The 23,403-nt window shown below is 68.2% G+C and carries 19 protein-coding genes; 5 read left to right on the top strand and 14 right to left on the bottom strand.

Annotated features, from left to right (window positions below; translation table 11 throughout):
• Positions 1-16: 16 nt before the first annotated feature.
• The 7 genes from FM113_RS05560 to FM113_RS05530 form a co-directional block, all read right to left on the bottom strand.
• Positions 17-604 (bottom strand): PH domain-containing protein, encoded by a 588-nt coding sequence (locus FM113_RS05560; protein WP_254908888.1) that lies wholly within the window; start codon positions 602-604, stop codon positions 17-19.
• A gap of 4 nt (positions 605-608) precedes the next feature.
• Positions 609-2,165 carry a flotillin family protein gene (locus FM113_RS05555; RefSeq protein ID WP_087012360.1) on the bottom strand — a complete coding sequence of 519 codons (1,557 nt, stop codon included), beginning with the start codon at positions 2,163-2,165 and terminating at the stop codon, positions 609-611.
• A 31-nt stretch (positions 2,166-2,196) separates the two neighbouring features.
• The gene (locus tag FM113_RS05550) at positions 2,197-2,775 is read right to left on the bottom strand and encodes an NfeD family protein (RefSeq protein ID WP_087012358.1); all 579 of its coding nucleotides are present in this window, start codon (positions 2,773-2,775) and stop codon (positions 2,197-2,199) included.
• Positions 2,776-2,883: 108 nt separating this feature from the next.
• Positions 2,884-5,334: an ATP-binding cassette domain-containing protein gene (locus FM113_RS05545; protein WP_140393291.1), complete on the bottom strand. Its 2,451-nt coding sequence runs from the start codon at positions 5,332-5,334 to the stop codon at positions 2,884-2,886.
• On the bottom strand, positions 5,331-6,392 hold the full coding sequence (locus FM113_RS05540) for an ABC transporter permease (protein WP_254908887.1): 1,062 nt from the start codon (positions 6,390-6,392) through the stop codon (positions 5,331-5,333). Before FM113_RS05540 ends, FM113_RS05545 begins: the two co-directional genes overlap by 4 nt.
• 77 nt (positions 6,393-6,469) lie before the next feature.
• Positions 6,470-8,050: an ABC transporter substrate-binding protein gene (locus FM113_RS05535; protein WP_087012355.1), complete on the bottom strand. Its 1,581-nt coding sequence runs from the start codon at positions 8,048-8,050 to the stop codon at positions 6,470-6,472.
• A complete protein-coding gene (locus FM113_RS05530) occupies positions 8,047-9,321 on the bottom strand; it encodes an amidohydrolase family protein (protein WP_254908886.1) in 1,275 nt (424 codons plus the stop codon). The genes FM113_RS05535 and FM113_RS05530 overlap by 4 nt, the downstream gene beginning before the upstream one ends.
• Before the next feature lie 123 nt (positions 9,322-9,444).
• Here FM113_RS05530 and FM113_RS05525 point away from each other — a divergent pair, with 123 nt between their 5' ends.
• Positions 9,445-9,807, top strand: a complete 363-nt coding sequence (locus FM113_RS05525; RefSeq protein WP_176387087.1) for a DUF2568 domain-containing protein — start codon at positions 9,445-9,447, stop codon at positions 9,805-9,807.
• A 68-nt stretch (positions 9,808-9,875) separates the two neighbouring features.
• Positions 9,876-10,946 carry an LLM class flavin-dependent oxidoreductase gene (locus FM113_RS05520; protein WP_087012348.1) on the top strand — a complete coding sequence of 357 codons (1,071 nt, stop codon included), beginning with the start codon at positions 9,876-9,878 and terminating at the stop codon, positions 10,944-10,946.
• 234 nt (positions 10,947-11,180) lie between these two features.
• On the opposite strand, the gene FM113_RS05515 is transcribed toward FM113_RS05520, so the two are convergent.
• Complete coding sequence (locus FM113_RS05515) at positions 11,181-12,131, bottom strand: LacI family DNA-binding transcriptional regulator (protein WP_087012346.1); 951 nt, start codon at positions 12,129-12,131, stop codon at positions 11,181-11,183.
• A 165-nt stretch (positions 12,132-12,296) separates the two neighbouring features.
• On the opposite strand from FM113_RS05515, the gene FM113_RS05510 reads away from it, so the two are divergent.
• Complete coding sequence (locus tag FM113_RS05510) at positions 12,297-13,541, top strand: MFS transporter (RefSeq protein ID WP_087012344.1); 1,245 nt, start codon at positions 12,297-12,299, stop codon at positions 13,539-13,541.
• A gap of 41 nt (positions 13,542-13,582) precedes the next feature.
• Positions 13,583-15,193 carry an amidohydrolase gene (locus FM113_RS05505; RefSeq protein ID WP_087012342.1) on the top strand — a complete coding sequence of 537 codons (1,611 nt, stop codon included), beginning with the start codon at positions 13,583-13,585 and terminating at the stop codon, positions 15,191-15,193.
• A gap of 349 nt (positions 15,194-15,542) precedes the next feature.
• Here FM113_RS05505 and FM113_RS05500 read toward each other — a convergent pair whose 3' ends face one another.
• From FM113_RS05500 to FM113_RS05475, 6 genes are all read right to left on the bottom strand, one after another.
• Complete coding sequence (locus FM113_RS05500) at positions 15,543-16,607, bottom strand: C45 family peptidase (protein WP_087012340.1); 1,065 nt, start codon at positions 16,605-16,607, stop codon at positions 15,543-15,545.
• A gap of 106 nt (positions 16,608-16,713) precedes the next feature.
• Positions 16,714-17,577 carry an ABC transporter ATP-binding protein gene (locus FM113_RS05495; protein ID WP_087012338.1) on the bottom strand — a complete coding sequence of 288 codons (864 nt, stop codon included), beginning with the start codon at positions 17,575-17,577 and terminating at the stop codon, positions 16,714-16,716.
• Positions 17,577-18,413, bottom strand: coding sequence for an ABC transporter ATP-binding protein (locus tag FM113_RS05490; protein WP_087012336.1), 837 nt, complete (start codon positions 18,411-18,413; stop codon positions 17,577-17,579). The genes FM113_RS05495 and FM113_RS05490 overlap by 1 nt, the downstream gene beginning before the upstream one ends.
• On the bottom strand, positions 18,413-19,348 hold the full coding sequence (locus FM113_RS05485; RefSeq protein ID WP_087012334.1) for an ABC transporter permease: 936 nt from the start codon (positions 19,346-19,348) through the stop codon (positions 18,413-18,415). Before FM113_RS05485 ends, FM113_RS05490 begins: the two co-directional genes overlap by 1 nt.
• Positions 19,345-20,295, bottom strand: a complete 951-nt coding sequence (locus tag FM113_RS05480) for an ABC transporter permease (RefSeq protein ID WP_087012332.1) — start codon at positions 20,293-20,295, stop codon at positions 19,345-19,347. Before FM113_RS05480 ends, FM113_RS05485 begins: the two co-directional genes overlap by 4 nt.
• A 32-nt stretch (positions 20,296-20,327) precedes the next feature.
• The gene (locus tag FM113_RS05475) at positions 20,328-21,980 is read right to left on the bottom strand and encodes an ABC transporter substrate-binding protein (RefSeq protein ID WP_087012329.1); all 1,653 of its coding nucleotides are present in this window, start codon (positions 21,978-21,980) and stop codon (positions 20,328-20,330) included.
• Positions 21,981-22,178: 198 nt separating this feature from the next.
• On the opposite strand from FM113_RS05475, the gene FM113_RS05470 reads away from it, so the two are divergent.
• The gene (locus FM113_RS05470; protein WP_087012327.1) at positions 22,179-23,201 is read left to right on the top strand and encodes a LacI family DNA-binding transcriptional regulator; all 1,023 of its coding nucleotides are present in this window, start codon (positions 22,179-22,181) and stop codon (positions 23,199-23,201) included.
• The last annotated feature ends 202 nt before the right edge of the window (positions 23,202-23,403 follow it).

Below are 23,403 nucleotides of genomic sequence, written 5' to 3'. Positions count from 1 at the left end.
GCTGGCCAAGCAGGGGCTAGACCCCGGTGCCGCCCAGGTGTTCCGGGAAGGCCGCCGCACTCGCGCGCTGCAGGCGACTCTCCACCGCGAAGCTCCGCTCCATCAGCTCCTGCAGGGCCTCGGCGGTATCGCCCACCCCCGGAACATCTTGGAGCACCAGGCGCTCGGCGCCATGCAGGAGGTCGATGCTGCCGGTCCCCCACAGGCGCTGCCCTAGGCCCCGCCGCTGCCGGACCTCACGCACGCGCGCGAGGGCCAGCTCCGAGCGGTGGCGCACAAACAGGCCGCTACGCACGATCACGCGTCGCGTCGTGACGGTGGTGCGCCCGGCCAGCCAGGACAGGATCGGAGCGACGCCCAGAAGCACGCCCACAGCCACGGCACCGGCGGCAGCGGCGAGGTTCATCCATCCCTCGGGAAGTCGCCCCACCCAGAACCCCGCTACAGCCGCGACAACACACAGCACCACGACGGGCAGCACGAGCCGGCGGCCGTGGCGGCGAAAGCGCACCACCACGACCTCCGGCTGCGCGTAGCTCGCGGGGGCCGGTCCGAGCACGGAGTCGACCTCCGCGGTCATCGAGCGGGCTGAGCGGGGAACCATGCCTCTATTCTGCCCGGTCGGCCTGTGCCTCCGGCGCATCTGCCGGAACGGCGGGGGCGGCCGGGGCTTCCGGTGCGGTCCTCTGCACGGGCACGGAGGCCGCGTGCGCCGGTTCGTCTGCGCGCTCGGGCACCACCACAGTTGTCGGCTGTGCCGAGTTCGCGGCACGTCCCGCAGCAGCGCCAGCAGCGCCACCCGTCACCGCGCCATTCAGCATCCCCACGAGGTCGATGCCCACGGTCTCCCGCGCCATCTCGAGCAGGCCCTTGATGTTTCCCATCGCGTCGCCGGCGAGCTTCGAGGTGCCGTCGGCGGACACCACAGTCATGTTGTCGATGGCACCAATCGCCTGCGCGTACTCGCCCGCGATCTGCGGCAGGAGGTGGATGAGTTCCTGCGCCAGCACGGCCTGCGACTGCGTCTCGAGCGCACGAGCACGCGCGTCGATCGCGGCGGCCTCAGCCGTACCCTTCGCTTCGAGGGCCGCGGCTTCAGCCCGGCCCTCAGCCTCGAGCGCCTCGGACGCGGCGATACGCGCCGAGCGGCTCGCGAGCCCCTCGCGTTCCACCGACTGTGCCCGTCCGTCAGCAGCCGACACGGCGGCGGCGGCCTCAGCCTTTGCGAGCGCTTCGACACGGTACGCCTCAGCCTCGGCGACCGCACGCACGTCGGCGTTCAGCTTCTCCGTGCGCAGGGCGACCTCACGCTGCGCGGTGATCTGCTGCTGCTCAACAATCGCCTGCTGCTGAATCGCCTGCTCGAGCGGCTCGGCAGCGCCAGCCTGCGCGTTTGCCTTGTCGGTCTCCACCTGAATCTCGGCCTGGCGCAACTTCAGCTCGCGATTGCGGTCGAGCAGCACACGCTCCGCGGCGATCTTGGCCTCCTGGGATGCCTGATACGCGTTTGTCTCGGCGATGTCTGCGGCCTGGCGCACCTTCGCGGACTCCGGGCGACCAATATTGACGATGTATTCAACCCCGTCGCGGATTTCCTGAATCTGCAGCGTATCGACAACGAGCCCCTGCTTCGTGAGCGCTTCTTCGGCTGCCTCGAGCACACTCTGCGCGACGACCGCGCGGTCGCGGATGATCTGCAGCACCGTGAGCCCACCGATGATCGAACGAAGCGAACCCGAGAGCACTTCCTGCGTGGACTCGTCGATCTCGTCCGAGTTCGAGAGGAATCGCTGTGCGGCAGCGCGGATCATTTCCTGAGTCCCGCCGACCTTGACGACCGCGACGGCCTGCGCCTGGATTGTAATGCCGTCCGTTGTCTGCGCCTCGGTCGTGATCGAGAGGCGGCGCGAACGCAGCGAGATTGTGAAGGACTTCTGGACAAACGGGACAACAAAGACGCCGCCGCCGGTCACGACCTTCTGGCCGGAGAGATCACGGGAGCGCTGGCCCGTCGCGTCGACGACTTCTTTCCCCTTGCCCCCGGTCACGATGATTGCCTCATCGGGTTTTGCGATGCGATAGCGCTTGATGATGACGAGCGCGATCAGCACCAGCGCGATGACCGCGCCAAAGATGCCAATGATGGCCGGGCTTGCAAGGAACATCCGGTCTCCGTTCGGTGGTGGGGGGGGGGGGTTACGTCGTGGGTGGTGCGGTGGGCGGCTCGGATGCTGCCTCGGTGATCGGCTCAACGCGCACCGAAGTCGAGGTGATGACCTGCACGATACGCACGGCCGTTCCGCGCGGGATCGGGTCGGCCGCTGAGGCCGAGAGTGACACCCGCTCGCCGTGGCGGGTCAGCGCGACCTCGCCCAGGCCGGCCGCGGGAATCGCGAGCACCACGGAACCTGTCGAGCCGACGAGGTCGTCGCCGCTGAGCGCGGTCGTGGATTCGGCCCCGCGGATCAGTCGGGTGAGCCACCAGGCGGCAAGACCCCCCACGAGTCCGGCGAGGGCCCCCACCACCGCGGCCACGGGGGTCGCCATCCCGGCACCCACACTCGCGAAGGCCGTGAAACCAAAGATGGCGGTGAATGCTGCGATGGTCGTGAGGCTCAGCGGGCCGTCGCCGAAGTCGAAGGCGTCGAAAATCCCGTCGAGCACAAGCGATAGCAGGAGCAGCACGGCGCCGATGATCCCGATCAGCAGGAACACCCCGCCCGCGAGCAGCGAGCCGTCGATCAGGCCGTCCAACCAGTTCATGATGCCGTCCACGGGTGTCTCCTTTCACAGATCTGTGCTTCGAGCGTAGCAATCCCGGGGCACCTCAGCGCGGCCGATTCTGCGTGGGGAGGGCGGAGGCGCGATCCGGCGCTCCGGATCTCAGCTCAAGCGGGGCACCGCCGCGAGTAGTTCACGGCCGTATGCGGAGCCGGGGTGCGTGAAGAATTCACGCCCCGCCGTCTCCACAACCTGACCCGCGCGCATCACCAGCACCTGATCACACAGCGCATTGACGACGGCGAGATCGTGAGAGACGAGCACGATGCCGAGGCCCAACTCGCGCTGCAGCTCCCCCAACAACTCGATAATGCTCGCCTGCACTGCGACGTCGAGCGCGCTCGTGGGCTCGTCAGCCACAAGAACCCGTGGGGAGAGTGCCAGCGCACGTGCAAGCGCCACGCGTTGCCGCTGCCCCCCGGACAGTTCGTGCGGATATGCGGCGGCGAGCGCCGGATCAAGCCGGACGCGCTCCAGGAGCCCTCCCACTCGGGCCGGCACTTCGGGTCGAGGCACCACGCGGTGCACCCGAAGGAGTTCACTCAGGGTGTCGTGCACGGTGAGTCTGGGATTGAGCGACGAGGTCGGATCTTGCGGGACGAGCTGGATGTCTCGCAGTTCGTTGATGCCGCGCCGCGGGTCGAGTACCGTGCCATCGAGCCGGATCTCGCCGCCCACCGTGCGCAGCTGGCCGGCGATCGCTCGGGCCAGGGTGGTTTTGCCTGAACCAGACTCGCCCACGATGCCCAGCGCGGTGCCGGCGGGGAGGGCGAATGTGGCCCCCGTGACGGCGAGCGTGCGCCCGTAAGCGACGCGCACGTCACGGACGTCGAGCACTGGGGGGCTGTCGGTAGGGCGCAAGACGGGCACCGGCGCAGACGTGTCCAGCGCCGGGAGCCGCGGCACGGATTCAAGGAGTTCTCGAGTGTACGCGGTGCCCGGCGTGTGCACGATGCGTGTGGTCGGTCCGGCCTCGATCACTTGGCCCCCACGCATCACGACAATTCGCTCGCAGAGTTCCGCAACCACCGCGAGATCGTGGCTCACGAACACGAGGGTCAGTCCGCGGTTGCGGCGCAGCTCGTCGAGCAGCTCCAGCACACCCCGCTGCACGGTCACGTCGAGGGCGGTGGTCGGCTCATCGCAGAGCAGCACCGCCGGGTTCCCTGCGAGGGCGAGGGCGATAACGACGCGCTGTCGCTGGCCGCCCGAGAGCTCGTGCGGGTAGGCACGTGCGATCCGGGCGGGATCCGGCAACTGCACCGCTTCCAACAGCTCGCGGACGCGCTCCGTGGACTGGGTTCGGTCCCGGGGCGCGTCGGCGGGCGCACTCGCCTGCACCGCCGCACGCAACTGGCTGCCCACCCGAGTGAGCGGATCCAGCGCGGTCAGTGGATCCTGGAATACCATTCCCACGGGGCCGCCCACCCGCAGTTCCGACGCCGTGACCCGCACGCCGCGCGGCGGCAGGCCGAGCAGTGCGCGCAGCGTCAGGCTTTTTCCCGAACCGGACTCCCCGACGATGCCGAGCGCTTCCCCCGGGGCGACGTCCAGGTCGAGGCCGTCGACGAGCGGCGGCGCATCGAGGTGCGTCACAGGCACAACGCGCAGCCCGCGCACCCGCACCGCTCCCGCGGGAATCGCTCCGGTGCCTTGCGCTGCGGGCGCTGCCACGGCTGTCGTGACCGCCCGAGCCGCCCGCCGGCCCCGCGCACGCCCTCCGCGCCCGGCATCGAGCCGCAGCACGTCCCCGATTCCGTCGCCGAGCAGGGAGAACGCGATTCCCGTCAGCACCACCGCGAGGCCCGGGAACGTCGGTAGCCACCAGTGCGTCGTCACAAACTGCTGGGAGTCCGCGATCATGGTGCCCCAGTCCGGGGTGGGTGGCTGGATCCCGAGTCCAAGATAGCCGAGCGTCACGATCGCGACCATGATCAGGACGATCTCGGTAGCGAGCAGCACGATTGCCTGCGGCAGCACGTTCGGCAGCACGTGGCGCAGCAGCACCCGCGCGTGGGAGAGCCCGCCGCCCCGGGCCGCCTGCACCCAGCCGGATTCGCGCAGTGCCGCCGTCATGGCGCGCAGCACGCGGGCGTACCCCACCCACCCGACGAGCGCGAAGGTGAGGATAATGCCGCCCTCCCCCGCGCCAACGGCGAAGACGATGGCGATCACGAGCACGTAGAAGGGGAACGCGATCACCGTGTCGGTAACCCGCGCAGCAATCCAGTCGGTCGCTCCGCCGAAGTATCCGGAGATCAATCCGACCGTGACCCCGATAACACACGGGGCAAAGGCCGCGGTGACCGCGAGCCGGAGATCGGTTTGGGCGGCGAACAGGATCCGCGAAAATACGTCACGGCCGAGCTGGTCCGTGCCGAACCAGTGCTCGGCGGAGGGCGGCAGGAGGCCGCCCGTGAGATTCTGCGCGGCGGGGTCTGCGGGCGCGATCACCGGCGCGAAGAACGCCGCAGCGAGGAGCGCGAGGGTAAGGCTCGCGCCAATCACGAACGCGGGAGATGCGGCAGCGCGCCGCCAGCTCGCGGCCCTCACCGTGCTGCCCCGCCCGTGGGCAGCTGCGCTGGGGCGTCCGCGGCACCGGCCAGGGCGTCCGCCGCGTCCGCCGCGCGCAGGCGCGGATCCAGCACCGCCGACAGCACCCCCGCGAGCGTCGTCACCACGACCACCAGCACCGCGCAGTACAGCGCGATGCCCTGCACCACCGGGAAATCTCGCGTCCCGATCGACTGAAATAGCAGGGTGCCGAGCCCGTTGATGCCGAACACTTTCTCCACGACGAGCGTGCCACCGATCAAGTAGGCAGTGTTGACGCTCAGCAGCGTCAGGGTGGGCAGCGCTGCCCCGCGCAGCACGTGCCGAAACACGATCCGGCGCTCCGGGACCCTGGCAGCCCGCAGTGTCGTCACAAAGTCCGCGTTCAGCACCTCGATGAGCTGCGCACGCAGCGAGCGGATCAGCGGCGGGGCCATCCCGAGCGCGACAGCGAGCGCCGGCAGGAACAGGCTGCGCAGTGGCTCCCCGGGCCCCGTCCCCACACCGCCAACCGGGAACCAGCGCAGCTGCACCCCGAACACGATGATGAGCAGCAGGCCGATCCAGAACAGTGGCATCCCCATCCCCACGGCGGGAAGGATGCGGATCACGTGATCGGCCCAGCCGTCCTGGCGCAGTGCGGCCGTCACCGCGAGCGGCACCGCGATCAGGATCGCGAGCACCACGGCGAGCACCACGATGCCGAGGCTGACGGGTGCCTTCGCGAGGATCAACTCACGCGTGGAGACGCCGGTGACGAGGGAGTTCCCCGTGTCGAACCGGGTGATCAGGCCCCAGCAGAAGTCGGTGAACTGCTGCCACAGCGGCAGATCGAGGCCCAGTTGCACGCGGAGCGCGGCGATCGACTGCGGCGTCGCACGGTCGCCGAGGATCATGGCCGCCGGATCCCCCGGCACCATGCGAAGGAGGAAAAACACGGCGACAACCACGCCGATCATCACGGGGACAACCCGAGCGAGCACGCGGCCCACCGCGCGCAGCACGGTACGCCACGCAACGCGCACGCTGTTCGGCTGCTGTCCGTCCGTCCTCACCACGTCCTCACTGTAGTCGCGCCGCGACCCCGCGGACGCGTGTTGCGTCCGCGGGGTCGCGGGTGATTCTGGCGTGCGCGCTACGCGCCACCGCCCGCCAGCCACACGTCCTGGAATAGGACGCTGCTATTGGGAAGAACAGTGAAGCCGTGCACGTCGCTCGTGGTCGCCTTCAGGCTCGCCGGGAAAAACAGCGGGATGTACGGCACCTCGTCAGCGAGGATCTGCTGGATCTCCGCGTAGATCTCGGTGCGCTGCTCGCCCTCGGGAGTGGTGCGGCCCTCGTGCATCAGCTTCGTCACCCGCTCATCGGTGAAGTGTGTCCAGTACGACTTACTGAAACCCTCCGGGTCGGCCTGGAAGGTGATGAAGCCGTTCGGATCCGGCGCATCAGACTGCCCACTGTTGAGCATGAAGTCGTAGTCGTAGGCGCGGAACCGTTCACGGAACACCGCGATGTCGAGCTGCTCGATCGTCACGTCGATCCCGATCTTGCCGAGCGACTCCTGCACGATCTGCGCGATCTGCGCGCGCTGCGCGTTGCCGCTCGGGATGAGCAGGGTGGTGGCGAAGCCATCCGGGTACGCTGACTTTGCGAGCTCCGTCTTCGCGGCGTCGAGGTCGAAGTTGAGCGGAGTGACCGTGTCGTTCGCGGAGTCCGTGATCGTCGGCGGCAGCAGCGCGTTCGCGACCTCCGCGGTCTCGAAGGTGGTCGCCGCGGTGATGCCCTCGCGGTCGAGGGCGTGCGCGATCGCCCGGCGCACGTTGCGGTCAGCGAACTGCTCGCGCTGCGTGTTGAAGAACACCTGCTCGGTGGCCCAGCCGGGGGTCTGCGAGAGCTCCGTGTCGGCCGCACTGGAGACTTCGGCGGCGTTTGCGGCGGGCACCGTGTCGATCGCGTCGATCTGCCCGGCCGCCAGCTGCTGCCGGAGCTGCGCGTCGTCCGCGATGACCTTGTAGACAAGCCCGTCCAGGTACGGCTTTCCGTCCTGCCAGTAGTGCTCGTTCTTCACGAATTCCAGGTCACCGTTCGGGTCGAAGCTCTTGACCGCGAACGGCCCGGTCCCGACCGGCTGCTGGAAGAAGTCCGCCTCCGGAGTGCCGCCGAAGTTCGCCGGGAAAATGCCGTTCGAGAAGCTCGCAAGCTCCGAGAGGAACGGGGTGTACGCCTCACTCAGCGTGATCGTGACCTCGCGCTCGCCGCTCGCCGCGATCTCCGTAATCGGGGCGGTGAGCGGGAGCGGTCCCTCGACCTCGAGATGTCGGTTCAGGGAGAACACCACGTCCTCCGGGGTGACGTCGGTGCCGTCCGAGAATTTCAGCCCCTCACGGAGCGTGAAGCGGTACTCAGTGCCGGCCTCGTTCGTCTCGAACTCGGCGAGCCACGGGACGATCTTGCCGTCCACGTCAAAGCTGACAAGCGGCTCGAAAATCTTGTCGATGGCGAAGGCGTTGTTCGCGGTGATCTGCTGGTTCAGGTCGAGATCATTGGCGGAGGCGACGCGGCCGAAGGTGAGCGTGCCGCCCACCTCGGGGCTCGCCGTCTCACTGCCCGCGCCGGGTGCGGTGCCGCCCGCGCATGCGGACAACAGGAGCGCGGCGGCGAGCGCCGTCGTTGCAGCGGCGAGGCGGCGGCGCCTCGCGGGGAATGCGATGTTCACTTCGGGTCCTCTCGGAGTGGGGTGGGTTCATGGGCGCGCCGGGGGTCCAGCGTCGCGGGATCATGCAGCACGCCGTCGGCCAGCACGGCAGCGATCGTGGTGGGGTCGGAAAGCGCGCCGGGTTCGCGCGGATCACGCCGCAGCAGCACCGCGTCGGCGGTCGCGCCGGGGGTGAGGGTTCCTGACCTGCCGGGCGCCGCGGCGCCGCGTGGGTCCTGGGCGACCCGGTCCAGCAGTTCCGCACCGGAGCGGGTAGCAGCGGTGAGCGCTTCGCTCGGAGTCAGCCCGGCCGCGACGAGCGCATCGAACTCAAGCCGTGCGGAGCCGTGCTGTTCAGGGGTGCCGGAGTCGGTTCCCACGGCGATCGGAAGACCCGCGTCGCGCGCTCGGCGCACTGCGTTCGGGTGCGCCGCGATCGCCTCGTCGACTCTGGCGCGGAACGCAGAGGGCAGGGCACCGTCGGCGATCATGCGCCGCACGAGGGTGTAAATCCGCAGTGTCGGGACGAAGGTGAGTCCCGCATCGGCAGCGCGGACAGCCTGCGCCGCGGTCAGGAAGATACCGTGTTCGAGGCTCGTTGCCCCGGCGTCGATCGCCCAGTCAATGGCCTCGCCGCCCCACGCGTGCACCATCGTGCCCGCGCCCGCGTGTTCCGCTCGCCGCACCGCGTCGCGTGTCTCGGCCGCGCTGAACACCGGGTCGAGTCCGGTCCCTGCCGGGGCCGCGACGCCCGCCGTGGCGACGAGCTTGATCCAGCGCGCGCCCGCTGCAAGCGCCTCCTCTACGGCGACATCAAGGCCCCCCGCGGCGTCCGCGGCGGCGCGATCCAGCATTCGCACCGCAAGCTGCACCCGGGGCCGCCGCCCCTCGGGTACGGCGGCGAGTGCGTCCGGAGTCAGCCCGCCAGCGTCACGCACCCGGGTGATTCCGGCGGCCAGGGTCCGGGCCAAGCCATCCGCGGTCGCGCTCGCGGTAGCGACGGGGCCGAGCGCCGCACGATCCGGGGCGTTGAAGGCATGCCAAGCTGCGTGCACGTGCGTGTCCACGAGGCCGGGAATCAGCCAGAACCCGGTCCCGTCGAGCTCTTCCGCCGCCTTCGCCTGGGCCGGAGCTGGCTCGGTTTCGGGCGCTGGCTCGGTGAAGCGGCCATCAACCCAGGTGATCCGGCGCGGCTCGCTGAACGCACCCGCGGCGTCGAGCGCGCGCACGTCGCGGATCCCGCGCACAAGCTGCGCCGGGACAGTCACGCCGAGATCGCCCATTTGGTCCATGTTAATACGGTATCCGCCAGCAGTTGAATGAACCACTTTGTCGACTATTTCCTGTACCACGCGGCCGCAACCCTGACTCGGACGCGGTCAGTCCGACCGCGGGCAGCGGGTACCATAGAGGGTGTGACTAGCTCCACCTCTCAGCCCGCAGCCCCGAACGCAAAACTTCAGCTGGTCCGGGGACTGTTCCAGCTCGCCGCGATCGTCATCATCACGATCTGGGGCTTCCTCGCGTGGCCGCTCCCGTTCCCCGGAATCTTCACGGGGCTCGGCATGCTCGCGCTCTCCGTGCTGCTCTGGGCACTTTTCCTGTCTCCGCGGCCCGTGCTGCGCGTGGACCGCTTCGCGGCCGCCCTGTTTGAGCTGCTTCTCCTTGCGGCAGCCGTGGGGGCACTGCTGGGCTTCGGCCTGTTCTGGGTGTGGCCCGTGCTTTTCGGCCTCGTGGGTGCCGCCCTCGGCTACATCACCTCCCGCAGCGCCCGCTAACCACGCGCTCGCCCTGAGCTCCGGCTCGGGCTCGGAATAGGCGGGTCGGGCCGGGCGTTGAGACCCGTATGACTCTTCCGCGCACTATTGCCGGCGCAACCGCCGAGCAGCTCATCCTCGGACTCGACACGTTCGGCGACGTCACCACGACGGCCGACGGCACCCGCGCGTCTCACGCGCAGGTGCTCCGCGACGTTGTGGAGCAGGCCGCTCGTGCCGACAGTCTCGGCGTTGACGCCATCACCCTCGGCGAGCACCACCGCGACGACTTCGCGCTCAGCTCACCCGAGATCGCGCTCGCAGCCATTGCAGGCAAGACCGAACGCATCCTGCTCGGCACGGGTGTCACGGTGCTGTCGAGCGACGATCCGGTGCGCGTCTATGAGCGTTTTGCGACACTCGACGCCGTCAGCTCCGGCCGCGCCGAGGTCATCCTGGGCCGCGGCTCGTTCACGGAGTCCTTCCCCCTGTTCGGGTACCGGCTCGAAGACTACGAGACGCTGTTCACCGAGAAACTCGATCTCTTTGCCCGACTCCGCGAGGAGGGGCCTGTCACCTGGTCAGGCCGCCACCGCAGCACCCTTGTTGAGCAGGAGGTCTACCCCAAGACCGAACAGCCAAACGGTGTGAACGCTTGGATCGGCGTGGGCGGCAGCCCGCAGTCCGTGCTGCGCAGCGTACAGTTCGGGATCCCGATGATGCTCGCGATCATCGGCGGTGACCCGGCCAGGTTCCTCCCGTTCGCGGAGCTGTACCGGCGTACTCAGGATGAGGTCGGCAGCGCGCCGATGCCGCTCGGGGTGCACTCCCCCGGCCACGTCGGCGAGACCGACGCCGCCGCCAGGGACGAGCTCTGGCCGCACTTTGAGGCCAACCGCAACCGGATCGGGGCTGAACGCGGCTGGCCGAACGCGACGCGCGCCGAGTTCGAGCGCGAGGCAGACAGCGGATCACTCTACGTCGGCTCGCCGGAGACCGTGGCGCAGCGCATCGCGGCAACTGTGCGCACGCTCGGCGCCGACCGCTTCGACCTGAAGTACGCCAACGGCACGATGCCGCACGCACAGCTCATGGCAAGCATCGAGCGCTACGGCGACGTCGTGATCCCGCGCGTGCGCGACCTGCTGCGCGCCGCATAAGCCGCATAAGAGGAGGCACCCCGGGCCACGCACCCAACACGAGGGAAATTATCTACGACGATGCGTTCTCCGCGGAAAACGCCTCGTGTGCGAGAAATTGCCTCATGGCGGGCGCGGCGCTGGAGAGCACGGCCGGGGGAGGCAGCGGGTGTCGTCTGGCTCGGCTGCGGCTGCGGCTGCGGCAGCGGGCGCGGGCGCGGCAGCGGGTGCGGCTGCGGCTGCGGGTGCGGCTGCCTAGGGTCGGATGACCACCGCGTCGTGGCCAAGCTGCTCGCGCGCTCCGCCGGCGAGCACGCGAAAGAGGAGCTCGGCCGCTGCGCGCCCGTACTCCCGAGGCCGCAGATCCACCCCGACCACGCGCGCGGGCCCCTGCTCCGCAGCCATCGCCCCCAGATGCAACGCAGCCCCCGCACCCTGGGCCTGGAGCGCAAGCGCGTGCGGCACGATTCCTTGTGCGACCCACAGGAGCCCGTCGCGGCCCGCGCCCTCAACGCTGCCCAAGACCTCAGCAATCTCGCGGTCTGAGGGTGTCACGGATGCCCGGCGAATATCCGGCTCGATGCCACGCTCGGTGCACCAATCCACATAGCCCGCGACGACCTGGCTCGCCCAGAACGGCTCTCGCCCCGGCTCAATCGCGGCGAGCGCGGGCCGCTTCGCCCCCTCCTCCGCGAGGGCATCGAGCACCTCGCACGTGAGCCGCCGGTGGTCCGCGGCGATCCAGGCGGCGATGCGTTCCTGTTCAGGACCGTGATATTCCCCGACAGCGACAAGGGGGACATCACCCAGGCCGGCAACGGCACCGGAAAACGTCGTGGGCGTGGGATCCACAACGAGGAGCCCATCAATCTGAGGCCTGGTGCTCCCGCCCGCGTCCGCGGTGCGCAGCAGGAGATCCGTCCCGGTCGCGGCTGCCACGTCAGCCACCCCGAACGCGAACTCCATGTAAAACGCGAGTTCACGCAGATCGGCGGGGAGATGGAGCCCGATCGCGCCGTAGCGCCCTCCGCGAAGCCGCTGCGCGGCGCGGTTCGACACGTACCCCATCTGCTCTGCCTGGGCGAGGATGCGTTGCCGGGTTTCCTCGGACACGCGCCCTCGGCCGTGCAGCGCCGAGGACACCGCGGTCTTCGACACCCCAAGTGCCCGCGCGATGTCCACAATCGTCACTCCAGAAGAGGCCATGAGGCTCAGTCTAGGGGCCGCTGCCCGCGCCTCCTGGCTGCCTCGAGCAGCGTGAACGGCCTGCTCGCCGGTTTGCATTCCCGGAGCCATCGCCGTATATTTACGCAGTGCGGGAACGTTCCCGCATTTCGCGTAGCGCAGTCCCGCACGACAAAGGAGTCACCCGTGTCCACCACCGCCCCACCCTCTTCAGGCCTCACCGCACTCACCGGCAAGGTGGTCCTGGGCTTCGTCGGCACCTGGGTGTTCGCCCTCATGGCCGCAAACCTCGTGCCCGTGCTGATCGCCGCGATGGTCCAGGATCTCGGGGTAGACATCGCCACCGCCGGCGCGCTGGCGACAGGCATGACCGCCGGATCGGCGCTCGCAATGTTTGTCACCACTCGATTCATCGCCCACGCGGATCGGCCCCGCCTCGGGCGCATCGGCCTCATCGCCATGATTGTCGGCTACGGCTTCGCCGCGGCACTCCTCACCACACCCGCGGTAATGGGCGGGCTTATGCTCGGCGGCGTGGGCGCCGGCGTCATGATCGCGACCGGCACCGCGGCGGCGTCTTCCACGCAGAACCCCGACCGCACCGTGACCACCGTCATGGTGATCAACCGCCTCGGCGCAACCGCGCTGCTCGCGATCGCCCCGCTGTTCCACAACGATCTGCGCTCCGTCCTCATCGTGATCACCGCGCTCGGCGTCCTGGGCTTGATCCTCGCGGGCGGCCTCCCCAACCTCCCCGCGACCGGTGCCGCAGACCAGGTACAGTCCGCCTCCCCCGCGACCGCCCCGATCCCCACGAGCCGCGCACTGACAATCACCACAATCGTGATCGCCGTCTCAATGTGCCTGTGGTCCCTCACCGAGGACATGGTCTACTCGATGACAAGTGTGCTCTCGGTCCAGGCCGGGGTCTCCCCCGAAACGTCGAGTCTGCTGCTCGCGGGCAAGGTCGGTGGCGGCCTTATCGGTGCGCTGCTGGCCCCTCTCGCCTTGCGCTGGTTGGGGCGCAGCTGGTCACTCGCGATCATCATCGCGCTGAGCACGGTCACCAAGTTCATCATGATCACCAGCGGCTCCGCAGTGGCCTACAGCGCATCGATTCTGGTGTGGGGCGTCATGTACGGTGCCATCCTCGTGCTCGTGACCGGCCTCGCCGCAGTGATGGACGTGACCGGCCGCGTCGGCGTGATCGTCTCCGGCTTCTACCTTGCCGGCGTCGCGTTCGGACCACTCATCGGAGGCCAGCTTGTCGGCGTCTTGAGCCCGCTGCAGTACGCACTCATCGTGACCGCCCCCAGTCTCGTATTCGGGGCCGCGCTCTTCATGATTTCGCGCACCCGCCGCAAGTTCGAGGACGGGAACACCACGGCCCTCTCGGTTCCCACCGCGCCCGCCGACGCCGCTACACGCTAACCCGGCGCTCACTACATTCGCATCGCAGACGAGGACTCTCCATGTCTACACTCCCCTTCGCCGACCGCCTCCTGACCGCCGCAGGCGTGCACACGATGACCGCGCCCACAGGGGAACCGCCAACCGCGGTGGCCATCTCCGAAGGCCGGGTCCTCGCCGTCGGCACGCGCGAGAGCCTGCAGTCACACGTGGGCCCGAACACCCAAGTCGATGCCTTCCCCTCGGGCACCATCACCCCGGGGCTCACCGACGGCCACACGCACATCGTCTTTGGGTTGGAACTGACGCGCGGTGTGCAGCTGACCGACCTCACCCTCCCGGAGGCCCAAGCTGCGGTCGCCGCCGCCACGGCAGCGGCGACCGCAGGAGAGTGGGTCTTCGGGTGGGGCCTAGACCCCAACATCTTCACCGGCACCGGGTTCACCGGCAAGGTCTTCGACGCGGCAACGGGCGAGCACCCCGCGTTCCTCCGGATGCGGGACGCACACTCGGCGGTGATCAACAGCGCCGCGATCGAGCGTGTCGGCCTCACCGGGTCTGAAACGTTCCCCGACGAATCGGCGGTGGGCATCGACGAGAGCGGTGCGCCGACGGGATACCTGCTCGAACTCGCCGCCATGACCCTGGTGCTCGAGCAGATCCCCGAAGAACCCCTTGCGGCGCGGGCCGAACGGCTCTCCACGGTCCTCTCTGGCATGGCGGGATCCGGCATCACCGGGACCCACGTCATGGATTTCCACCCGGGTAGCCGAGAGGTGCTGGAACTCCTCGAGTCTCGCGCCGAACTCCCGCTCCGGTTGCGCTTTTCCCCTATGGTGCCGCCGGGGGCCACCGACGAGGAGCTCACGCGAATCGCCGAACTCCAGGGTCTGCACGGGAGGCGCTGGCGGGTCGAGGGTGTGAAGTTCATGATCGACGGCACCGTCGACAACGGTTCGGCCTGGCTGGCCCACCCCGATTGCTACGGCGAGGGCCTTCGGTCGATCTGGACTGATCCCCATGCCTACCGCCGGGCGCTTCGCTTCTTCGCGGAGCGCGGGATCGCCACGGCCACTCACGCGATCGGCGACCAGGGCGTGTCATTTGTGCTCGACGCGATCGAATCGCTCGGCGAGATCGCCGGGCGCGCAGCGCACCGGATCGAGCACATCGAAACGATCCCCGACAGCACGGTCCCCAGGTTCGCGGCGCTCGGGGTCGCGGCCAGCATGCAGCCCATCCACGGAACCCGGCACACCCGCGCCGACCGCAGCGATAACTGGTCGGTGCGACTGGGCGAGGAGCGGGCACGGCACGGCTGGCGATGCAAGGATCTGCGTGATTCCGGGGCGGTGCTCGCGCTCGGGAGTGACTGGCCGGTTACCCCGTTTGACCCGCGGGAGATGATGGCGGAAACGATCCTGCGCATCCCGCTCGCGCGCCCCGAGCTCGCCCCGGTGCAGCCCGAGCAGGCGCTCAACGCCCGCGAGGCACTCGAGGGGTACACGACTCACGCGGCGCGCGCGATCGGCGCGACCGACGAGGGGGCGCTCGTTCCCGGAGCACGCGCGGCACTCACTGTGTTTGCCGCGGACCCCCTGGCGATCACGCCCCAGGAGCTCGCGCAGACGCCCGTTCTCGCCACCTACGTTGACGGCGTGCCGGTCGCGTAGCTATCGCGCAGGGCGGGGCGAGGGACAAGCGCCCCGCACCCTGTCGCGCCCTGCACTTGGGCGCACCCTGCACTTGGTCGCACCCTGCCGCCCTCCGCACTCGCGCGCACTCGCACCTCCCCATTCCCGATCGCTCACCCCGCCCTACACGAGGGAAATTATCCACAGCGAGGGAAATATCGCAAAGTATCGCTCGGGCAAGATAATTTGCCTCAGGGGGGCGGCGCGGGTGCGGGCAGGCAGGCAGGCCGGTGGGGCGAGGCCGGCAGGCGGGGCGAGGGAGGGAGGCTGGGAAGCGGAGCACAACCGCGCCACTTCCCCGCCGCTTCCACAGCCGCTACCCCAGCCCCTACGCGACGAGCGTCCGCCAGTGCCCCGTCGCCGCGTCGGTCGGCATACCGTCAAGGATCCGGATCGAGTGCGCGCCCGGGTCGGTGATCACCGTCGCGAGCGTGGCCCAGCGCTCGCCGAACTCCTTGCTCATGTCAGCCACACAGGTGAGCGGCGGCTGCGTCTCGTCGGAGACCAGCAGCTCGACCATCGCGGCGGACGCCGTGGGCAGCCCGCCAGCAAGCCGCTCGCGCACAAGTGCCAGGCGCTCTGAGGAGTCCGGCTCGTAGAGCGCACTCTTCTGGCTCGCGAGCGGGGTCTCGTGCTGGAAGTGGTTCGTGCGCTGCACGGAACCCGCGATTTCGGGGATGGGGAATACCCCGGCGGGGCTCATCTCGACCGATACCGCCCCCGTCGCGTCCACCATTGTGAACGCCGATGACGAGGTGATCGGGGCACTGCGAATCAGCTCGAGCGCCTCCGCGATCGTCGCGCACTCCGCGAGCACAACGCGCGACAGCACGTGCATGGGCACACCGGAGGGCCGGTCTTCGCGGTGCCCCAGGATGTTGAAGTGGAGTCCGAGCCCCGCCTCGTTCATCCCGATCTTGCTGACGATGCCCTGCTCCGTGAGCCCGACAAAGCGGTACCCCGGGCCCGTGACCTCGTGCGTGTGCCAGAACGGGTCGAACTCGATGTGCCAGTCCCAGGTCTGCACGCCGAGGCGCTGCCCGTCGATCACAGACGTCACCGTGGAGCACTCGTGGCCTCCGCGGTTGCCCAGCGCAAGGATCTCGGTGCGGGCATTGAGCGCCACAACCTGTGCGAGGCTCACGCCAGACCCCTCCGCGATGCCCTCGAGCTCCGCGACAACGTCGGGCCGCCACTCCGCGAGGGTCTCCAGCACTGCCGCGACGCCCGCGCGTTCGCGCTCTTCACTCACGCCCACCATGCGGAACAGGCCTTCGTAGCTCGCTGCCGCCTCTGCGAGGCTCTCGCGTAGCGCGGTGCCGCGGGCAACGCCGAGCTCGCGTGCGGTGTCGCCCGCAACCTGAATATGGAGTCGGGTGTTCTTCTCGGTCATCTCGGTTCTTTCTGAAATCGGTGCGCCGGATCGGCCCGGCGAAGGGTGCGTGCGGACGGCGAACCGCCCGGTGCCGATGTCCGGCTCCGGGACGGTCCTCATCCGACTAGGTCGCGGTGCCCAGCAGCGCTGCGCGAAGTCCGCGGCGGGGTTTCCACCCCGGTCGCGGTGCGGAGGCAATGAGCAGCTGTGTGTACGGATCCTGCGGTGAGTCGAGCACGTCGTCCACAGTGCCGCGCTCAATGATCCGGCCCTGCCGCATCACCACCACGTCATCGGCGATGTCGCGCACCACGGAGAGGTCGTGAGTGATGAACAGGTAGGAGAGTCCGTGCTCCTCGCGGAGCCGCTTGAGTAGGTCAAGAACCTGGGCTTGGACGGACACGTCAAGCGCCGACACTGCCTCGTCAAGAACGATGATTCGTGGCTCGGCAGCGAGCGCCCGCGCGATCGCGACGCGCTGCTTCTGCCCGCCCGAGAGCGCGGCCGGCTTCGCGTCCGCGTGCCGTTCGGTGAGCCCGACCTCCTCGAAAAGTTCAAGCAGACGAGCGCGACGGCCGGCGCGATCCAGGTCCGGGCGGTGCGCGCGCAGCATCTCGTCGATCGTCGCACTGACAGGAAGCGAACGGTTCAGGGAGCCCTGTGGATCCTGGAACACCATCTGCACGAGTTTTGCCCGTTCGCGCAGCGCCGGTCGCGCCGTGGTCGGCTTCACCGCGGTGCCCGCGATGCGTACCGTGCCGGCGTCAGCGGATTCGAGGCCCACGATCACGCGGGCCAGCGTCGATTTGCCGGATCCGGACTCCCCCACCACTGCGAGGCAGGTGCCCGTGCGGAGCACGCACGAGACGTCATCGAGCGCAGTCACGCTCGCCTTGCGGCTCAGGTGGAATGTGCGCTGCAGTCCCTCGGCTTCAATGATCGGTGCCGGATCCGACACAGGGATCTGGTGTGGGGTGACGTTTTCCATCACTGCGCCTCCGTCGTCTCGGTCTCCGCGAGGAACGCGGCCGGGTGGCCGTCCGGGTAGAGCATGGGTCGCGCCGCCATCAGCGCGCGGGTGTAGTCGGTCTGCGGCTGATCCCGGATCTGTTCGGGAGTCCCGACCTCGAGGATCTCGCCGTTGCGCATCACCGCGAGGCGGTCGCACACCGCCGCTGCGAGGTCGAGATCGTGTGTCACGAAGATCATCGAGAGACCGTGCTCGCGCCGCATCTCATCGAGGATCGCGACGACCTCGGCCTGGGTCGTCACGTCGAGCGCGGTCGTCGGCTCGTCCGCGAGCAGGAGCTTCGGAGATCCCGAGATCGCCCCCGCGATGACAACGCGCTGCAGCAGCCCGCCGGACAGCTGGTGGGGGTAGGAGGCGAGCACGCGCTCCGCGTCGGCGATCCCGACATCGCGGAGCAGCTGGACAGCTTTCGCTTCAGCATCGCGCCGGCTCATGCTGCGCGCGTCGGTCATCCCCTCGATCAGGTAGCGGCCGACGGGCAGCACGGGATTCAGGGCGCCGTGTGGGTTCTGCGCGATCAGCGCGAGGTCGTCTGCGCGGATCCGGCGCAGCTCCTCACCACCGGCCCCCAGCAAATCCGTGCCTTCGAGGACGATCCGGCCGTCAACGCGTGCGCCCGCGGGTTCGATTCCGAGGATGCACTTCAGCGTCATCGACTTGCCTGAGCCGGACTCCCCCACGAGGCCCAGGGCTTCGCCCGCGCCGAGGGTGATCGAGTTGCCGTGCAGGATCTCCGTCTCCTGCCCGGTGTCCGGGTCGGTGACGGTGAGGACGAGATCGGTGATTTCTAGCATCAGCGGGTCCTTCCCGCGGCCTTGCGGCCGCCCAGCTGCTCACCGACGTAGCCAAATGCGGCGACGGTGATGACGATCATGAGGCCGGCGAAGATGCTCTGCTCCCAGAACCCCTGCTGCAGGGACGCCTGACCATTGGAGACCATGAGGCCCCAGTCGGGGGTGGGCGGCTGTACACCCAGCCCGAGGAAGGAGAGCGCCGCGAGCTCGATCATGGCGTAGCCGAAGTTGATGGTCATGCCGGTGAGGATCTGCGTGCGCACGTTCGGCAGGATGTGACGCACGGTGATGAGGAAGCCGGAGATTCCCTGCAGCTGTGCGGAAGCCACATAGGGCAGGTTCCGCTCGCGCAGCGCCACCGAGCGGATCACGCGGGCGGAATACGGCGTGAACCCGATAGCGAGTGCAATCGAGGCGGTAATCAGTGACGGCCCAAAGATCGCGACCGCGAGGATCGCGAGCAGCATGTTGGGGAACGCGAACAGGATGTCCAGGATCCGGCTGATGAAGGCGTCAACCTTGCCGCCGAACCAGACCGCCGTGAGCGCGAGCGTCGTCGCGAGCACCGCGGTGATCACGATCACGATTGTGGGGCCGATGAGGCTTGTGCGCGCACCCCACATGATGCGAGACAGAATGTCGCGACCGGACTGATCCGTGCCCATGAGGTGGGCAAGGCTCCAGGCCTCGTGCCGCGCGGTGACGCTGCCTTCGAACGGGTCGTAGGGGGCGATCACCGGGGCGAGCAGCGCCATGAGCACAACGAGCACGATGATCGCGAGGCTCACGATGCCCACCGGTCCGAGGCGGCGCTTCAGCAGCCGCCAGCCGGAGGTCGGGACGTCACCGCGGTGCTTGCGCAGCAACTGCACCGCCACCGTGTCCTGTGCACGGGTGTTTGCGTCGGGGCGACGCGTAAACTTCTGATCGGTCATCGCGCTGCCACTCCCTTGGTGAGCCGGACCCGGGGATCGATCACTGCGTAGAGCAGGTCGACGATGAGGTTGATGAGGCCAAAGGCCAGCACCATGATGAGTGCGATTGCTTGGACAACCGCGAAGTCTTTCTTCTGCACCGAATTCACGAGCAGCGAGCCGATCCCGTCGAGCGTGAACGCGTACTCAATGACAAAGGCGCTCGCGAGGAGGCCCGCGATCTGCGTGCCGATGACGGTGGAGACAGGCAGCATTGAGTTGCGGATTGTGTGCCGCCACAGCACAAGCTGCTTGGGTACGCCGCGGGCGATCGCCATGATCACGTGCTCGGAGTCCTGCTCCTCACGCACCGCGGTGCGAGTGATGCGCGCCACGACCGCGATCCCGGGGAACGCGAGCGCCACGGCAGGGAGGGTGAGGTGCCACAACCTATCAACAAAGCCCTCGCCGGATCCCGACACCGGGAACCAGCCCAGGCTCGAGCCGAAGAGGAACATGAGGACAAGCGCTGCGAAGAAGGTCGGCACCGCGAAGCCAAGGTTCGAGCCGAACACAACGAGCTTCTCGAATACACCGGACTTTGTTGCGGCGAGCACGCCGAGGCCCACGCCGAAGATCACGATCAGGATGGCCGCGTACGCAGCCAGGGCAAGTGTGGTGGGGAGGCGCGACGCCACGAGCGTCGTCACGTCCTGCTGCGTGAGCAGCGAGCGACCGAGGTCGCCCTGGAGCACGTCAACAAGCCAGTGCCAGTAACGCAGCAGGAAGGGATCGTCCAGGCCATACTGTGCGCGGATTGCCGCGAGCACTTCCGGACTCACCGTGCGCCCCTGCACGAGGAACTGCTCGGGGCTGCCCGGGGCGAGGTACATCCCCGAGAACACGATGAAGCTGGACACGATGAGCACGCCGAGGAGGGCGGCGAGCCGTTTACCGAGATAGACCATGAATGATCCCTTCCTGCTGCGAAGTCCGCAGACTAGGCGGTTGCGCCGATGTCAGCGGCCCACGGGTAGTACAGGTAGACGAACGAGGCCGGTGCGCCGGTGATGCTCTCGTCCATGTACAGGCGGACGGCGAGGTCGTTGATCGGCACCCACGGCTGGGCCTCCATGATCATGGCCTCAGCCTCGACGGTCAGCTCTGCGCGCTTCTGAGCGTCGCTCTCACCGATCGCGGCGTCAAGCGCTGCGTCGACCTTGGGGTCGGAGAAGCCAGCGTAGTTCTGATCGCTCCCGGTCTTTGCGACGCTGATCAGGTGCAGCAGCGGGTCCGGAGCGCTCAGGTAGTTCGTCGTGACGAAGCCGTCGAAACCCTTGCGTGCTTCAGCGTCGGAGAAGAACGCGCCGAACTGGGCGCTCGGAACACCGGTGGGCTCGAGCGTAATGCCCAACTCCTTTGCCCCGTTCGCCATTTCGTTCAGGATGTCGGCGTAGAAGCCGCGCTCGCTCGGGTACGCGATCTTGATCGGCTGCGAGAGATCGACGTCTGCGGCTTCGAGTTCCGCCTTCGCGGCGTCCAGGTCGAAGCTCAGATCGGGGAGCTGCTCGTCGCGCAGCTCGGCCACGCCCTCGATCGCGTCCCACGCGGACTGCGGCACGACCGAGCGGGCCACGGTTCCGGTGCCCTCATAGACGGTGTCCGCGATGGCCTGGCGATCCGTCGCGCGGGTCAGCGCGCGGCGCACTACGGGATCTCCGAAGAGGCCCTCGCCGGTGGAGATGATTGCCATGTCCTGCATGCCCTGGCCCGCGTAGAGCGTGCCGGTGCTGCTCGACCCCAGCTGGCCGAGCGCCGGGAGCGGCACGTCGTAGGAGCCCTGGATCTCACCGGTTGCGAGGCCGTTGGCGATGGCGGTCGGGTCAACAACGAACCCGATCTCGACCTGCTTCGCCTGCGCCTGCTTGTCGGCGTTCCAGTAGCCGTCGTAGCGATCGAGGGTGATCGACTGCCCCTGCTTCCAGTTGCCGGGCGTGAACTGCAGCGGGCCCGTGCACATGACGCCCGTGTCGGGGTTGCCGTAGTTTTCGCCCGAAGCCTCGCGCTGCTTCTGCTGCACCACGACGCCGATGATGGTGCTCAGCGAGGAGGGGAGCGTGTAGTCGGGGGTGTTCAGCGTGATCGTGATCTCGTTCGCGCCGGTGCCCTCGACCGAGGCGATGTTGGCGACGACGCCGCCGCCCCAGTAGCTGCCCTCTTCGGGGACAAGGTGACGGTTGATCGAGAACACCACGTCTTCGACAGTCATGGGCGTCCCGTCCCAGAACGTGACATCGTCACGCAGGGTAATGGTCCAGACCTTGCCGTCCGTGGTGTCGGACTCGGTGGCGAGGTTCGGCTTGATCGAGAGGTCGGGCTGCATCTGGAAGAGCGGCTCGCACAGGTTCGAGACGATCGTGTTCTCGGGGTAGTTGAAGGCCTTCACGGGATCCAGGCTGGCGAGTTCGCCGTAGGTGGAGTTCCAGACAACCTTGTCGGCTACGGCACCAGGCTTCGGAGTGGTCTGCAGCAGTGCGGTCCCCTCCTCGGTGCCGCCGGCGTCGCCGCCACGGCTTCCGGATGCGCAACCCGCGAGAGCGAGTCCCGCGATAGCAAAGAGGGCGACTGCGGCCCGCGTCGGTGCGAGTTTCACGTTGTTCTCCTGTTCGAAGTTTCGTCATTGAATCTCCCCTGCCCGGCATCACGCCGGGCGAAGACCCTGGAAGGATCGTAGCACCCAAAACGGTTTGGGTAAAACGTTTTGGGAAATTCGCGCGTGTGAGACCGTTTCGCTCCGGCGGCGCGGGGCGGCGGCTAGATGCACGGCGGAAAGAGTGGGTAGTCTGACGGAATGCGAGGAAGCGGCAAAGCAACCATCAAGGACGTGGCGAAGGCGGCCGGAGTGTCTCCGACAACCGTTTCCCACGCCCTCAACGGCAAGGGCACGGTACGCCGCGAGACCGTCGAACGGATCGAGCGTGTGGCCGCCGAAATCGGCTACCGCGCCAGCCCCATCGCGCAGGGACTGCAGAACTCCCGCCTGGGCCTGCTCGCGCTCGTGATCCGCCCCCTGCACAGCCTCGACACCTTCCTCCCCGAGGGCGTCGACTACTTCTTGCGCATGTCCGGGGCGGCCTCGCTTGCTGCAATGGAGCACGGTTACAGCATGATGCTCATCGATGACCCCACTCGGCCCGACGCACCCCTCAGCGCTACAGCCGCCGACGCCTACATCGTGACCGAACCATTCGAGAACGATCCGGTCCTCACGATGCTTTCCGAGCGGAACATTCCGTTCGTCTCGGTCGGTTCGGATCCGGCGCGGCCCGGTCAGTTCGTGGAGCTCGCGACTCGAGACTGGGAAGAAGCGATCCTGGTGCTGGATCACCTCGCGAAGGCCGGCGGCACCCGCATCGCACTCCTCACCGGAACCGACCAGAACGCCTGGAACCGTGAGTCTGAGGACGCCTATCTCGACTGGTGCGCCCGTCGCGGCCAGTCCCCCGATCTGGCGTCGTTCCCCGAGGTCGAAGGCGAGCGTATCGGCGAGGCTGCGGCGGACCGATTCTTCGGAGCTGAGGGAAGCCACCCGGACGCTGTGTTCTGCCTCACCGGTCGCCACGCAGCTGGGCTGAATGCGGCCGTCGCGGCGCGCGGGATACGTGTCCCCGAAGATCTTCTGATTGCCGCCGGATCAGGCGCGATCCAGAACCGCATGTCGAAGCCGAGTGTCACCACTCTGGATCTCCACCCCGAGGGCATTGCCGCGCTCGCTGTGGAGGTAGCGGTGCGTCTCGCCGAGGGCAGGCCCACAGAGGAGTTCCTCGAGGTCCCCACGGCAACGCTTGACGTCCGGGAGTCCACTCGACGGTAGCAGCGCGACCGAAGCCCAAGGCCCAGAAACACGAAGAGCCCCACCAGCATCCCTGGCGGGGCTCTTTTGGAGCGAACGTGGGCGCTCCGGGTATGCGAAAGGCCTCAGATCATGCCACCATCACTGGTAACAAATCTGAGGCCCTTCTAAAAGGTGTCCGGCGGTGTCCTACTCTCCCACACCCTCCCGAGTGCAGTACCAT

Origin of the sequence: Leucobacter sp. 7(1) (assembly GCF_900163635.1) — a bacterium.
Taxonomy (GTDB): domain Bacteria; phylum Actinomycetota; class Actinomycetes; order Actinomycetales; family Microbacteriaceae; genus Leucobacter.
The sequence above is the reverse complement of the archived record's forward strand: the minus strand, read 5'-3'. Positions and strand labels throughout refer to the sequence as shown.

Excerpts from the sequence above, each read along its gene's own strand:
- FM113_RS05560 (WP_254908888.1), bottom strand. The coding sequence starts at position 604 with ATGGTTCCCCGCTCAGCCCGCTCGATGACCGCGGAGGTCGACTCCGTG.
- FM113_RS05555 (WP_087012360.1), bottom strand. The coding sequence starts at position 2,165 with ATGTTCCTTGCAAGCCCGGCCATCATTGGCATCTTTGGCGCGGTCATC.
- FM113_RS05530 (WP_254908886.1), bottom strand. The coding sequence starts at position 9,321 with ATGGACCAAATGGGCGATCTCGGCGTGACTGTCCCGGCGCAGCTTGTG.
- FM113_RS05520 (WP_087012348.1), top strand. The coding sequence starts at position 9,876 with ATGACTCTTCCGCGCACTATTGCCGGCGCAACCGCCGAGCAGCTCATC.
- FM113_RS05515 (WP_087012346.1), bottom strand. The coding sequence starts at position 12,131 with ATGGCCTCTTCTGGAGTGACGATTGTGGACATCGCGCGGGCACTTGGG.
- FM113_RS05505 (WP_087012342.1), top strand. The coding sequence starts at position 13,583 with ATGTCTACACTCCCCTTCGCCGACCGCCTCCTGACCGCCGCAGGCGTG.
- FM113_RS05500 (WP_087012340.1), bottom strand. The coding sequence starts at position 16,607 with ATGACCGAGAAGAACACCCGACTCCATATTCAGGTTGCGGGCGACACC.
- FM113_RS05495 (WP_087012338.1), bottom strand. The coding sequence starts at position 17,577 with ATGGAAAACGTCACCCCACACCAGATCCCTGTGTCGGATCCGGCACCG.
- FM113_RS05490 (WP_087012336.1), bottom strand. The coding sequence starts at position 18,413 with ATGCTAGAAATCACCGATCTCGTCCTCACCGTCACCGACCCGGACACC.
- FM113_RS05485 (WP_087012334.1), bottom strand. The coding sequence starts at position 19,348 with ATGACCGATCAGAAGTTTACGCGTCGCCCCGACGCAAACACCCGTGCA.
- FM113_RS05480 (WP_087012332.1), bottom strand. The coding sequence starts at position 20,295 with ATGGTCTATCTCGGTAAACGGCTCGCCGCCCTCCTCGGCGTGCTCATC.
- FM113_RS05470 (WP_087012327.1), top strand. The coding sequence starts at position 22,179 with ATGCGAGGAAGCGGCAAAGCAACCATCAAGGACGTGGCGAAGGCGGCC.